The organism is Luteimonas lutimaris (assembly GCF_039537065.1).
In the GTDB taxonomy this organism is placed as follows: Bacteria; Pseudomonadota; Gammaproteobacteria; order Xanthomonadales; family Xanthomonadaceae; genus Luteimonas; species Luteimonas lutimaris.
In genome coordinates this window covers 51,173-63,890 of record NZ_BAAAZU010000002.1, presented here as the reverse complement: position 1 = coordinate 63,890, position 12,718 = coordinate 51,173, and the positions used below count along the sequence as shown (strand labels likewise).

General features: G+C 70.3%; 10 protein-coding genes. 3 read left to right on the top strand and 7 right to left on the bottom strand.

Features of this window, described 5'->3' with window-relative positions; genetic code table 11:
- Positions 1-121: 121 nt before the first annotated feature.
- The 4 genes from ABD679_RS02050 to ABD679_RS02035 form a co-directional block, all read right to left on the bottom strand.
- Positions 122-1,768 (bottom strand): TPM domain-containing protein, encoded by a 1,647-nt coding sequence (locus ABD679_RS02050; protein WP_344758279.1) that lies wholly within the window; start codon positions 1,766-1,768, stop codon positions 122-124.
- Positions 1,769-1,796: 28 nt separating this feature from the next.
- Positions 1,797-2,621, bottom strand: coding sequence for a DUF3667 domain-containing protein (locus ABD679_RS02045; RefSeq protein WP_344758278.1), 825 nt, complete (start codon positions 2,619-2,621; stop codon positions 1,797-1,799).
- Positions 2,622-2,761: 140 nt separating this feature from the next.
- The gene (locus ABD679_RS02040; protein WP_344758277.1) at positions 2,762-3,049 is read right to left on the bottom strand and encodes a DUF2782 domain-containing protein; all 288 of its coding nucleotides are present in this window, start codon (positions 3,047-3,049) and stop codon (positions 2,762-2,764) included.
- A gap of 58 nt (positions 3,050-3,107) precedes the next feature.
- A complete protein-coding gene (locus tag ABD679_RS02035) occupies positions 3,108-4,955 on the bottom strand; it encodes an ABC transporter ATP-binding protein (RefSeq protein WP_344758276.1) in 1,848 nt (615 codons plus the stop codon).
- An 89-nt stretch (positions 4,956-5,044) separates the two neighbouring features.
- On the opposite strand from ABD679_RS02035, the gene polA reads away from it, so the two are divergent.
- Both polA and ABD679_RS02025 read left to right on the top strand, forming a co-directional pair.
- The gene (gene polA / locus ABD679_RS02030; RefSeq protein ID WP_344758275.1) at positions 5,045-7,819 is read left to right on the top strand and encodes a DNA polymerase I; all 2,775 of its coding nucleotides are present in this window, start codon (positions 5,045-5,047) and stop codon (positions 7,817-7,819) included.
- A 773-nt stretch (positions 7,820-8,592) separates the two neighbouring features.
- Positions 8,593-9,069, top strand: a complete 477-nt coding sequence (locus ABD679_RS02025) for a DUF421 domain-containing protein (protein ID WP_344758274.1) — start codon at positions 8,593-8,595, stop codon at positions 9,067-9,069.
- Positions 9,070-9,075: 6 nt separating this feature from the next.
- On the opposite strand, the gene hemF is transcribed toward ABD679_RS02025, so the two are convergent.
- Together hemF and ABD679_RS02015 are read right to left on the bottom strand one after the other, a co-directional pair.
- Entirely contained in the window at positions 9,076-9,987 is a 912-nt protein-coding gene (gene hemF / locus ABD679_RS02020) for an oxygen-dependent coproporphyrinogen oxidase (protein WP_344758273.1), read from the bottom strand.
- Positions 9,988-10,032: 45 nt separating this feature from the next.
- A complete protein-coding gene (locus tag ABD679_RS02015; RefSeq protein WP_344758272.1) occupies positions 10,033-10,758 on the bottom strand; it encodes a hypothetical protein in 726 nt (241 codons plus the stop codon).
- Positions 10,759-11,093: 335 nt separating this feature from the next.
- Between ABD679_RS02015 and ABD679_RS02010 the strand changes: the two genes are divergently transcribed.
- Positions 11,094-11,684, top strand: a complete 591-nt coding sequence (locus tag ABD679_RS02010) for a cysteine dioxygenase family protein (protein ID WP_344758271.1) — start codon at positions 11,094-11,096, stop codon at positions 11,682-11,684.
- 16 nt (positions 11,685-11,700) lie between these two features.
- Here ABD679_RS02010 and ABD679_RS02005 read toward each other — a convergent pair whose 3' ends face one another.
- Positions 11,701-12,717, bottom strand: coding sequence for a TolB-like translocation protein (locus ABD679_RS02005; RefSeq protein ID WP_344758270.1), 1,017 nt, complete (start codon positions 12,715-12,717; stop codon positions 11,701-11,703).
- Position 12,718: the final 1 nt, after the last annotated feature.

Below are 12,718 nucleotides of genomic sequence, written 5' to 3'. Positions count from 1 at the left end.
GCTGATCAGGCACCAGACCCAGTACCAACCCCGGCTGGCGGGTTGCGGGGATACATAGAATCTCCTACAGGATTCGCGGTGGTCCGGCGACGCAGTGCGTGCGCCGCCGGACCGTGCCTCGCTACTGCAGCGCGTCGTAGCTGAACAGCCACAGTCCCGGGTTGCCCTGCAGCACGCCCTGGTCGGTGGTGAACTGCCCGTTCGACTTGAGCTCGCCGGTGAAGGTGTACTGCTTGCCGACCTGCAGCGGGCCACTGGGCATCACGCCCGGTGTCTGCGGCTGCATGTACAGCGTGACCTCGCGGTCCTGGTCGGTCTTGACCAGCACCGCACGCCAGCGTCCGTCCTTGATCGTGGCCTCGTTGACCCGGTTGAACTCGGGCTCGGGGTCGAGTTCGGTGACGGTGCCGGAGAAGCGCACCAGCGAACCCAGCGTCTGGTCGAGCTTGTCGTCCCACTTGCGGCCCTGCTTGCGTTCGGCGCGGCGCTCGTTGCTGTACGCGATCACGTCCTCGATGTTCTGGAAGCGGATTTCCCACTTGACCTCGCCGGCCCACTTCATCGCCCGGTCCATGGTCGTCATCAGCAGCTCGGTCGCGCTGCCGCAGCCGTCCGCGCCCATGCAGCGCTCGGGCGTCCAGGCGAAATCCAGCCAGTCCTGCAGCTGCTTGGCCGTCTGGTGGAATTCGAGCTGCTTGGCCACGCCGGGCGCCATGGCGACGCCGGCCGTGTGCTGGTTCGGCGCCAGCACGAACACGCCGCCGTTGCCGAGGTCGAGCTTGCCGATGCGCAGCTGCCGCATCATCGCCCAGGCGTATTCCTCCGCTGTCATGCCGTGCAGGTCGTTGACCACCAGCAGGGCGAGTTCGAGGCCCTGTGTGTTCGCCAGGTCGTACAGCTTCTTGTCGAGCTCGCCGAGCTTGTCGGCGTCGAGCTTGCCGGTCTCGTCGACCACGAAGCGGCCGTACTTGAACGGGATCGCATTGGCTGCCGGCGCCGGCAGCGACACCTTCACCATGCGCGGCGGCGGCGGCGCGGAGCCGGAGGCGTCCGCGGTGCCGCTGCCGCTGCTGCAGTCGGTGGTTCCGGCCTGGCGGCAGGCCTCCTGCCAGCCCTGGGTGATCGCGGCCGCGCGGCGGTCGCGCGCCGGATGCGTGGGCTGCTCGGTCGGCGAGCCCATCGCCAGAATCGCCTTGGTCGAATCGGCCAGCGGCGCGCCCATCTTGTACAGCACGTAGCCGCTGAACTTGTCGGCCTCCAGCTCGATTTCCGGGCGGCTGCCGCCGGCGGTGATGGTGTGGCCGGACAGGTGGTGGCCGATCTCGTGCGCCATGATGCTGATCGGCGCCCAGGGGTCGCCGCCGGTGGCGGACGTGACGTTCGAAATGAATTCCGGGTTGAACGCGATCACCCGCTGCGGCACGCGCTGCTTGTCCAGCATGATCACCGCCAGCGCGTTCGGCACCGGGCCGGCGGTGACGACGAAGTTCTTCGGCAGGCCGGTGTAGTCCATGATCCGGTCGACCATCTGGTCGCAGTTCGCCGGCGCCTTGCCGTCGAGCCGCGCCGGGTCCACGCGCAACTGCTCGCCCTCGTAGGAGCAGGCCTGCAGGGTCATCGCGATTTCGTCGGCGACGCGTTTCTGGTGCTCGGCCTTGGCCACTTCGGCGGGCGTCTTCGGCGCATCGGCCTGCGTGCAGGCGGCCAGCGACAGGGCGAGCAGCACCGCTGCGGGCAGTGCGGCGGGCATTGGCGAGGAATGGCGCATGGGGATTCTCCTTTCCTTGGGGACGAAGTCAGGCGTGGTTGGTGATGTACCAGGACAGCGTATGGGCATAGGCGCGGCCGAGCGCCCAGTTGACGAACACGAACAGCGCGACCGCCAGCGCCAGCCGCCACCAGTCGCGGCGCAGGTCGAGCATGAAGAACTGGGCGAACGCCACGCCCACGACCGCGGCCTTGACCACGAACATGTAGTAGCTCGACGCCAGCTTGTGCGCGGCGACGAAGCCCGGCTGCGGGTCGAACAGCAACGGCAGCATGTTGAGCACCACCAGCAGCAGGACCACCGCGTGGCAGTAGGCGGCCAGCACCAGGTGTTCGACCGGGTTGTAGCCCAGCCGCCGCGGAAACACCGCCAGCGAGGCGGCAAGGATCGCGGCGATCCCGAGCGAGAAGCTCCACTTGCCGTAGGCGGCGGCCAGGGCCATCGCGCGGGTCACGTCTTCTTCGTGCTGCGACTGCAGGTAGTTCGTGCGCGCCAGCGCGAGCAGCAGCAGGCCCACGGCCACCAGCAGCAGCTTGAGCGGGTGGAAGTGGCGGCTGCGCGCGCCCAGCACGTATTCGCGCGCCACCCGGCCCGGGCCGGTGAGCAGGCGCAGGGCGGTCCGCGCGGACAGCGTGTCGAACCAGCGCCAGCGGATCCACGCCTCCTTGCGCAGGTCGCGCAGGCCGATGCGCTGCGCGCGCTCCTGCCCGCACTGGCCGCAATACGGCGCGTGCAGCGCGGCGCCGCAGTTGCGGCAGCGCGCAGCCCCGAAGTCCACCGCGTCCACGCGCTGCGGCCGGCGCGCGTCGGCGACGGCGGTGGCGGCATTCGTGGAATCGCGGGGATCTGTCATGCGTGTGGGGACCTTCCCTGGTGGCGGAGGCGCGGCGGCAGGCGCATGTGCCTGGTCATTGCGCCGCCGAATGTGCCGTGCGCGGTCGTGACGGACGCGTACAGGCAGGCCGCGGCGCGCGCGGCGCGGTGTTCAGGCGATCAATTCCACTCGAACAGCTTGAAATACGTCTGCGGCGGGTTGTCGCCTTCCTTGTCCGGCAGGCCGTCGCCGTCACGGTCGTAGAGGTAGTACGCCGGGCCGCGCGAGGGCTCGACCCTGACCACGCGCAGCTGGCCGGCGACGCGGTACTCGGTGATGACGTCGCCGTTGGCCTCGGTGCGGGTGGTGGGCACCGCGTCGGGCGGGATGTCGGCGGCCGGGTCGAACGGCTGGCTGGCGCAGGCGGCCAGCAGGCCGGTCGCGATCAGGAGGGCGGCAAGGCGCATGGCGGCTTCCTCGGGGGAGTTGCGGCCAGTATGCGCGATGCGTCGGAGTGGGGCGTGTTCAGGCTTCGCCTGCCTCGGCCTCCAGCTCCAGGAAGCCGCCGGACTGGCGCTGCCACAGCTGCGCGTACAGGCCTGCGCGCGCCAACAACTGCTCGTGCGTGCCCTGTTCGACGATGCGGCCGGCGTCCATCACCACCAGCCGGTCCATCGCGGCGATGGTCGAGAGCCGGTGGGCGATGGCGATCACGGTCTTGCCGCGCATCAGCCGGTACAGGTTTTCCTGGATCACCGCCTCGACCTCCGAATCCAGCGCCGAGGTCGCCTCGTCGAGCACCAGGATCGGCGCGTTCTTGAGCAGCACGCGGGCGATCGCGATGCGCTGGCGCTGGCCGCCGGACAGTTTCACCCCGCGCTCGCCGACCTGCGCGTCGTAGCCGCGCCGGCCGTGGGAGTCGACCAGTTCGTCGATGAAACCGTCGGCGTTCGCCTGCCGCGCCGCTTCCCGCATTTCTTCCTCGCCCGCGTCGGGGCGCCCGTACAGGATGTTCTCGCGCACCGAGCGGTGCAGCAGCGAGGTGTCCTGGGTAACCACCCCGGCCTGCGCGCGCAGCGAGTCCTGCTGCACGCTGGCCACGTCGATGCCGTCCACGGTGATGCGCCCGGCCTCGACGTCGTGGAAGCGCAGCAGCAGGTTCACCAGCGTCGACTTGCCGGCGCCGGAGCGCCCGACCACGCCGATCTTCTCGCCCGGCGCGATGTGCAGGTCGAGGTGTTCGATCACGCCGCTGCCCTTGCCGTAGTGGAAGGCGACGTTGTCGAAGCGGACGTCGCCGCGCACCGCCGGCAGCGCCGGCGCGCCCGGTGCGTCGTCGACCGTGGGCGGCAGCGAGATCGAATTGATGCCGTCGTGCACGGTGCCGATGTTCTCGAACAGCGCCGACAGCTCCCACATGATCCAGTGCGACAGGCCCAGCATGCGCAGCGCCAGCGCCGCGGCCACCGCGACCGCGCCGGTACTGGCGTGGCCCTGCTGCCACAGCCAGATGCCCAACGCCGCCACCGACGCCAGCAGCGCCATGTTCAGCGCGTACAGCAGGCTGTAGGTGCGCGTGGCCAGGCGCATCTGCCGGTAGGCGGTGCCGAGGAAGCCGTCCATCGCCTCGCGTGCATAGGCCTGCTCGCGCCGCGAGTGCGAGAACAGCTTGACCGTGGCGATGTTGGTGTAGCTGTCGACGATGCGGCCGGTCATGGTCGAGCGCGCGTCGGCCTGCTCCTGCGACACCCGGCCCATGCGCGGCACGAACCAGCGCATCAGCAGCGCGTAGCCCAGCAGCCAGCCGGCGAACGGCAGCATCAGCCGCCAGTCCGCGCTGGCCGCGACCACCAGCGTGCCGCCGAAATACACCAGCACGTAGTTGCCGATGTCCAGCAGCTTGACCACCGTCTCGCGCACGGCGAGCGAGGTCTGCATCAGCTTGGTCGCGATGCGCCCGGCGAACTCGTCCTGGAAGTAGCCCATCGACTGCCGCAGCAGGTAGCGGTGCACGTTCCAGCGGATCCGCATCGGGAAGTTGCCGAGCAGGGTCTGGTGCTGCACCAGCGAGTTGAACAGCACCAGCGCCGGCAGCCCGACCAGCACCAGCGCGGCCATCCACGCCAGCCGCGGGCCTTCCTGCGCCAGAAAACCGCCCACGCCCAGCGCGGTCATGCGGTCGACCAGGTTGCCGACGTAGGCGTACAGCGCCACTTCCGCCAGTGCGATCAGGCCGGTGCTGGCCGCCATCAGCAGCAGCCACCGCTCCGCGCCGCGGGTGAAGTGGCGGCAGAACGCGTACAGGCTGGCGGGCGGCTGCGTGGGCGGATCGGCGGGGAAGGGGGCGAGCCGGGACTCGAACCAGCGCAGCATCGGGGCCTCCGGGGGACGGGCCGCGGCATGGCGGCGGCGGGCCATTGTGCCAGCGCCGGCGGCGCGTAACGCACGCGTAGAATCGAGGCATGACACGACTGGTCCTGATCGACGGCTCCTCCTACCTCTACCGCGCCTTCCACGCGCTGCCGCCGCTGAGCAACGCCGCCGGCGAGCCCACCGGCGCGCTGTTCGGCGTGGTCAACATGCTGCGCGCGCACCTGAAGGAACAGCCCGAGCACATCGCCTTCGTGGTCGACGCGCCGGGCAAGACCTTCCGCGACGAGATGTACCCGGAGTACAAGGCCACGCGCGCGCCGATGCCCGACGACCTGCGCGCGCAGGTCGAGCCGATGATGGAAATCGTGCAGGCGCTGGGTATCCCGATCCTGCGGGTGCCCGGCGTGGAAGCGGACGATGTGATCGGCACGCTGGCCGTGCAGGCCGCGGATGCGGGCATGGACGTCACCATTTCCACCGGCGACAAGGACTTCGCCCAGCTGGTGCGCGCGGACGACGGCGCCGGCAGCGTGGTGCTGGTCAACACCATGAGCGGCAGCCGCATGGATTCGGACGAGGCGGTGGCGGCGAAGTTCGGCGTGCGCGCCGACCAGATCGTCGACCTGCTGGCGCTGATGGGCGACACCGTCGACAACGTCGCCGGCGTGGCCAAGTGCGGGCCCAAGACGGCGGCCAAGTGGCTGGGCGAGCACGGCACGCTCGACGGCGTGATCGCCGCCGCGCCCGGGATCAAGGGCAAGATCGGCGACAACCTGCGCGAGGCGCTCGACCGCCTGCCGCTCAACCGCGAGCTGGTGACGATCCGGACCGACGTCGCGCTCGACGGCGGCCCGGAAACGCTGGCGCTGCGCGAGCGTGACGCGGACACCCTGCGCGCGCTGTTCACCCGCTACGCCATGAACCAGGCCCTGCGCGAGCTCGACGGCGGCGCGGCCGCGCCGGCGCCGACCGCACGCGCCGGCAAGCCCGCGCGCGGCGCCGCGTTCGTCACCGCGCCGCAGCCGGAGACGACGCTGGATCCCGCGCTGTCCGCGCCGGGCGAGTACGAAATGGTGCTCGAACAGGCGCAGCTCGACGCCTGGGTCGCGCGCCTGCGCGCCGCCGACGAGTTCGCCTTCGACACCGAGACCGACTCGCTCGACGCGATGCGCGCCAACCTGGTCGGCATGAGTTTCTGCGTCGAAGCGGGCACCGCCTGCTACATCCCGCTGGCGCACGACTATCCCGGCGTGCCGGCGCAGCTCGACCGCGCCGCGGTGCTGGCCGCGCTGGCACCGCTGTTCGCCGATCCGGCCAGGAAGAAGCTCGGCCAGCACGGCAAGTACGACCTGCACGTGCTGCGCCGCCACGGCGTGGAGGTGGCCGGCTACGCCGACGACACGATGCTGGAAAGCTTCGTGCTCGATTCGGGCCGCAGCCGTCACGACATGGACTCGCAGGCCGCGCGCCTGCTCGGCTACGCGACGATGAAATACGAGGACGTGGCGGGCAAGGGCAGCAAGAAGATCCTGTTCTCGCAGGTCGCGCTCGACGATGCCACCCGCTACGCGGCCGAGGACGCCGACGTGACAATGCGCCTGCACCGGCTGCAGGCGCCCAAGCTGGCGGCCGAGCCCGGCCTGGAATCGGTCTACCGCGACATCGAGATGCCGCTGGTCCCGGTGCTGGCGCGGGTGGAGGCCAACGGCGTGATGGTCGACGCCGAGGAGCTGCGCCGGCAGAGCGCCGACCTGTCCCGGCGCATGCTGGCCGCGCAGCAGCGCGCCACCGAGCTGGCCGGGCGCACGTTCAACCTCGACTCGCCCAAGCAGCTGCAGGCGCTGCTGTTCGACGAACTGAAGCTGCCGGCGGTACTGAAGACGCCCAAGGGCCAGCCGTCGACGAACGAGGAGGCGCTGGAAGCGATCGCCGACCAGCACGAACTACCGCGGGTGATCCTCGACTACCGCGCGCTGGCGAAGCTGCGCAGCACCTACACCGACAAGCTGCCGGAGATGATCAACCCCGACACCGGCCGCGTGCACACCAGCTACCACCAGGCGGGCGCGGCGACCGGGCGGCTGGCGTCCAGCGACCCCAACCTGCAGAACATCCCGATCCGCAGCGACGACGGCCGCCGCATCCGCAAGGCGTTCGTGGCGCCGCCGGGGCGCAAGCTGCTGGCCTGCGACTACTCGCAGATCGAGCTGCGGATCATGGCGCACCTGTCGGAGGACGCCGGCCTGCTGTCGGCGTTCGCCTCCGGCGCCGACATCCACCGTGCCACCGCGGCGGAAGTGTTCGGCCGCAAGCTGGACGAGGTGACGACCAACGAGCGCCGCGCGGCCAAGGCGATCAACTTCGGCCTGATGTACGGCATGAGCGCGTTCGGCCTGGCGCGCAACCTCGGCATTTCGCGCGGCGAGGCGCAGGACTACATCGCGCTGTACTTCTCGCGCTACCCGGGCGTGCGCGACTTCATGGAGCGCACCCGCAACGAGGCGCGCGAGCGCGGCTACGTCGAAACCGTGTTCGGCCGCCGCCTGTACCTGGAGTACATCGGCAAGGGCACCCAGGGCCAGCGCGCCGGCGCCGAGCGCGCCGCGATCAACGCGCCGATGCAGGGCACCGCGGCCGACATCATCAAGCGCGCGATGGTGGCCGTCGACGCCTGTCTGGCACCGCACGCGGACCGGGCGAAGATGATCCTGCAGGTGCACGACGAGCTGGTGTTCGAGGCCGATGAAGGCTTCATCGACACCCTGCTGGCCGAGGCGTCGCGGCTGATGTGCGCGGCAGCGGAACTGCGTGTTCCACTGGTGGTCGACAGCGGGGTCGGGGCCAACTGGGACGAGGCCCATTGAGGCTGGAAACGCGCGGGTTTCCCGGGTTTTCTGAACGGGGTAAACGCCGGCTGAATCCAACAGAAACTTAACCCCGGGCTTCACGAACTATCCATGCGCCGGGTGGTCATATAGCCCGTGACGGATGCAACGTCCGTCACTGATCTCTCCCTCCCCTGGAGTGATCCCCGGGAACGAAGACCACTCCCCAGGTCCCGTTCCCTCGAGCCCCGCCGGCCCCCCCTGCCTGCGGGGCTTTTTTATGGTTCTTTTCCCAACTGGGGGGACTAGGTCCCGGTTCCCGACAAACGACCTCTGCACCAAAACGGCCCGTCATCCCTCGCTGCGCTCGGGATGACAGGCCTGACACCGCCTGCAGCCTCTTTCCGGTCGGTCCCCGGTCCCCTCCGTTGGGAGAAGAACCTTTTTTATGCCTGTTCGTATGGCTCGTTGGGCGTCTGGTATCTGCCCGCACAGCTCGCCGTTATCTGACGGGCCCGGCATGGCCGGGCCGTCGGATCGCAGGCTCGCCCAAAGGCAAAAGCGAAGCGCCTGGGCCGGCGCTTGTGGATCGCCGCGAAGATCGGAGTGCCGGGTGCGCAGGCCCTTGGAGGCGAAATTGAGGAGGCGCGGCCTCCAGGGGGGCGCACCCGACGCCTCGTCCGTCTCCAGCGCGCCTTTTCCGACGGTTGAGGGAAGAATCCCCGCCATGCCCCGCCCGGCGTTGCAGCGGGAGCGTGACGCCGCCTTCCCCTTGCGCCGGCTACGGTGCCGCCGATACCGGAGGAGGCGCCATGTCCGAACTGTTCGAACTTTCGATCCCGTGGTGGGAGATCGTCCTGCGCGGCACGGTCGTGTACTTCGTGCTGCTGTTCCTGCTGCGGCTGTCGGGCAAGCGCACCGTCGGCCAGTTCACGCCCTTCGACCTGCTGGTGCTGGTGCTGCTGGGCGACGCGATGCAAGGCTCGATGATCGCCGGCGACCAGTCGCTGGGCGGCGGGATCATCCTGGTGTTCACGCTGCTGGGCTGGAACATGCTGGTGGGGCGGGTGACCTCGCGCAGCCAGGCGATCGAACGGCTGGTGGAGGGACGGCCGGTGGTGCTGGCGCGCAACGGCCACATCTACGGCGAAGCGCTGGACCGTTCCAACCTCAGCATCGACGACCTGCAGGAGGCGATGCGCAACGCCGACTGCGTGGCCGTTGGCGACGTGCGCCTGGCGGTGCTGGAGAAGGACGGCAAGATCAGCGTGGTGACCGGTCGGCGGTGAGCCGCGTCAGTCGGACAGTTCGGTCAGCCAGTCGCGCGGGCGCAGGTAGTCCTGCAGGCGCGCCTCCGGGCTGTCGGGGCCCGGCTGGTAGCCGTACTCCCAGCGCACCAGCGGCGGCAGGCTCATCAGGATCGATTCGCTGCGGCCGCCCGACTGGATGCCGAACAGGGTGCCGCGGTCCCAGAGCAGGTTGAACTCGACGTAGCGACCGCGGCGATAGAGCTGGAACGCACGCTCGCGCTCGCCGTACGCCGCGTCGCGGCGGCGCTCGACGATCGGCAGGTAGGCGTCGAGGAAGCCGTCGCCGACCGCGCGCAGATAGCCGAAGTCGCTGTCGAAGTCCGTGTGCAGGTCGTCGAAGAACAGCCCGCCCACGCCGCGCGTCTCGCCGCGGTGCTTGAGGAAAAAGTAGTCGTCGCACCAGCGCTTGTGTGCGGCGTAGCGGTCGTCGCCGAACGGCGCGCACAGGTCGCGCGCGGTGCGGTGCCAGTGCAGCACGTCGGCGTCGACCGGATAGAACGGGGTCAGGTCGAAGCCGCCGCCGAACCACCAGGCCACGGTTTCGCCGTCGCGCACCGCACGGAAATGGCGCACGTTGGCGTGCGTGGTCGGCACGTGCGGATTGCGCGGGTGGAACACCAGCGACACGCCCACCGCGCGCCAGGAGGCGCCGGCCAGTTCCGGCCGCGCGGCGGTCGCCGAGGGCGGCAGCTTCGTGCCGGAGACGTCGGAGAAGCCGATCCCGGCCTGCTCGAACACCGTGCCCTCGCGCAGGACGCGGGTGCGGCCGCCGCCGCCTTCGTCTCGTGCCCAGCTGTCCTCGACGAAGCGCGCACTGCCGTCGGCGTGTTCGATCGCCGTGCAGATGCGGTCCTGCAGGCCGGTGAGGTAGTCGCGGACGCGGTCGATGTCTTCCATGGGCCGCATTGTAGGCGGCGGCCCCGCCGCGCCAATTGATCGCGGTCAGTCGCGGCGCACGCTGGTGGCGATGTCGACGCCGCCGTCCGGCGTGGGTCGCAGCAGCAGGTCGACCAGCCGGCTGGCGCCGCAGCCGGACACCTTCCACAGCTCGGTGAAGCTGCCCGAGACCAGCCGCCCCTGCGCGTTGGTGTTGAACGGCCCGGTCGCCTTGCCCGGCGTGGCGTGGATGCCATCGATCGTCCGGCAGCCCGAGGCCAGCACGAACGCGTTGCGGACCTGGCTGACCGCGTCGCGCGCCAGCACCGGATCCTTCACCACCAGGGTGGTGCCGGTGATGGTCACGTTGGCCGGCGGCAGCGGTGGCAGCCCGGCAGGCGCTGCCGGGGCGTCGGGTGCGGGAGCCGCGTCGCCGGGCGAGTTGGCATCGATGCGCGCCATTTCCGCCTGCGTATCTTCGTGCAGGCGGCGCAGCCGTTCGCGGATTTCCGCCATGCCGGTGTTCGCCGGGGGCTGCCCGGCCCAGGCGTTGCCGCTGTCCAGCGTTTCGGGCGTCAGCGCTCCGTCCACGGCGATGGTGCCGGCCGACTCGACGTTGGTGGTCGGCGGCTGCGTTGGCGCGGCGGTGACCGGTTGCGGGGCCGCCGCGGGCGCGGCGTCCGCATTGGCGGCTTGCGTGGCATCCCCGGCCGCGGGCGTGCAGCCCGCGATTGCCAGCGTGGCGGTGAGCGCGGCCGCGAACGCGTGTGTGATGTTGCGTCGTGCAGTCATCGTGGATTCCTGTTTCCGGTCGGCGCCAGCTTTGGGCAGGCCGCCTGAACGTGTTGTCGACGCATCGTTCGCGCCGCGCCGGTCGCCTCCCACGAAGCGGGCGCCGTCGACGGCTGCGAGGGCGGCGCGGGTGAAGGGCCGCAGGCTGGTAGGTACCGCGAGCCGGATCGGGGGAGTTGGCCGCATGGATCGCGCGTCAACGCCGGGCATCCCATGCACACGCGCGCTGCGTTCCATGGGTGGCGTGCTCCATAACGCCCGCGTAACGAATCGTTAGGGCACTGCGAACGCAAGCGCGGGCTATCGTCGCAGCGACTTTCACGGGGACCACTGCCATGACGACCGAACCAGCCGGCGCGCTGCGCGTCGCTTCGTTTCCCCTGCTGGAGGACGTGATCGTCCTCGCCGACGCGGCAATGCGCGCACGCGAGCCGCGCCGGATCGTCGCGAACCTCGTTTCCGGGATGCAGGGGCTGCTGCCGATGGCCGGTGCGCTGCCACCCGAACTCCTGCAGCCGGACCCGGCCGGCCATGTGCGGCGCGAGTTGTACCGTTCGCCGCGGCACGGCTACCAGGTGCTGGCGATCACCTGGGGCCCCGGCCAGGGCAGTTCCGTGCACGACCACGCCGATACCTGGGGCGTGGAGGCGGTGTTGCGCGGACAGCTGGAGGTGGTCGACTACGACATCGCCCGGCGCAACCGCGCGTTGACGGCGCTGCGGCCGAGCGGCCACCACGCGCTGGTCGACGGCAGCGTGATCGGCCTGCTGCCGCCGCACGACCTGCATGCCTGCCGCAACGCCGGCAACCGCGAAACTGCGGTCTCGCTGCACGTGTACGGCATGCCGCTGGAAACGGTCCGGCGCTTCGTGCACGTCGAGGACGACCTGTACCGGCCCGAGAAGATTCGGCTGGCGAGCGTGTGACCCGCCGCTGCGCGCGTCAGCGCGGAGCGGCGCCGCGGCAGGCGGGGACCCACGGCGCAAGCGAAGTGCGCCAGATGTTGTACTGGCCGTTGTCCCAGGACTGGATGCGATCCAGGTCGCGTGCGGCCTGGGCGGGGTCGCGCGGATAGTGGATCGGCACGGTGCGTTCGCTGCTGAAGTACAGCGTGCAGCCGTCCGGGCCCAGGCGCGGTTCGGCGTCCGAGCCTGCGGCGTTCACCACGTCGCCCATGTGCTGCGGCGTACCCCAGTGACCGCCCTCGCGCAGGACGATGAACAGGTCCATGCCGCGGGCCGGTTCACGGCCCGAGCCGAACACCATGAACGACTCGTCCGCCGCGACCGCGGGGTCGACGTCGCTGAACGCGTCGCTGCTGCTGAAGGGCAGCGGTTCGGGTGCCATGTAGGTACCGTCGCGATACTGCGAGCGGTACAGGTGGAACTTGCCGGTGTCACCGGACGGATGCATGAAATGGACGCTGCCGTCGGCCACCACGCTGGTGGCGAAGGTGGCGTTGCTGCCGTTGACCGCGTCGGGCAGCCGCCACGGCGTGCCCCAGCCGTCGCCTTCGCGGTCGACCCGCCACAGGTTGCCGCCGTGGCCGGCGTGGTGCTGGCCGTTGTAGTCGCCGTCCAGCAGCGCGCCGCCGGGCTGTGCGGGGCGGTTCGAGATGAACACCAGGAAGCGCCCGTCCGGTGACAGCGATGGTTCCAGGTCGCTCCACGTGCCGGAAAACGGCGCTACCCGCGGCTGTGACCAGCCCTCGCCCTCGCGATGCGTCTCCAGGATCGTGGCGCCTTCGCTGCTGCTGCGCTGGAAGTAGAGCGTTGCGCCATCGGGCGTGAACGCCGGTGCCGAATCGTGCGCCGGTCCCGAGACCACGCCTGGCGCGAACACCGTCGGTGCCGTGACGTGCGTGCGATCGGCAGGCAAGGCGTAGGCCACGCCGGCGGTCACGGCGATGGCGAGCGTCGTCGCAAGCCCCGACGCCGCGATTGCGGAATTCGTCGACATG

Excerpts from the sequence above, each read along its gene's own strand:
- polA (WP_344758275.1), top strand. The coding sequence starts at position 5,045 with ATGACACGACTGGTCCTGATCGACGGCTCCTCCTACCTCTACCGCGCC.
- ABD679_RS02035 (WP_344758276.1), bottom strand. The coding sequence starts at position 4,955 with ATGCTGCGCTGGTTCGAGTCCCGGCTCGCCCCCTTCCCCGCCGATCCG.
- ABD679_RS02010 (WP_344758271.1), top strand. The coding sequence starts at position 11,094 with ATGACGACCGAACCAGCCGGCGCGCTGCGCGTCGCTTCGTTTCCCCTG.
- ABD679_RS02005 (WP_344758270.1), bottom strand. The coding sequence starts at position 12,717 with ATGTCGACGAATTCCGCAATCGCGGCGTCGGGGCTTGCGACGACGCTC.
- hemF (WP_344758273.1), bottom strand. The coding sequence starts at position 9,987 with ATGGAAGACATCGACCGCGTCCGCGACTACCTCACCGGCCTGCAGGAC.
- ABD679_RS02045 (WP_344758278.1), bottom strand. The coding sequence starts at position 2,621 with ATGACAGATCCCCGCGATTCCACGAATGCCGCCACCGCCGTCGCCGAC.
- ABD679_RS02015 (WP_344758272.1), bottom strand. The coding sequence starts at position 10,758 with ATGACTGCACGACGCAACATCACACACGCGTTCGCGGCCGCGCTCACC.
- ABD679_RS02050 (WP_344758279.1), bottom strand. The coding sequence starts at position 1,768 with ATGCGCCATTCCTCGCCAATGCCCGCCGCACTGCCCGCAGCGGTGCTG.
- ABD679_RS02025 (WP_344758274.1), top strand. The coding sequence starts at position 8,593 with ATGTCCGAACTGTTCGAACTTTCGATCCCGTGGTGGGAGATCGTCCTG.
- ABD679_RS02040 (WP_344758277.1), bottom strand. The coding sequence starts at position 3,049 with ATGCGCCTTGCCGCCCTCCTGATCGCGACCGGCCTGCTGGCCGCCTGC.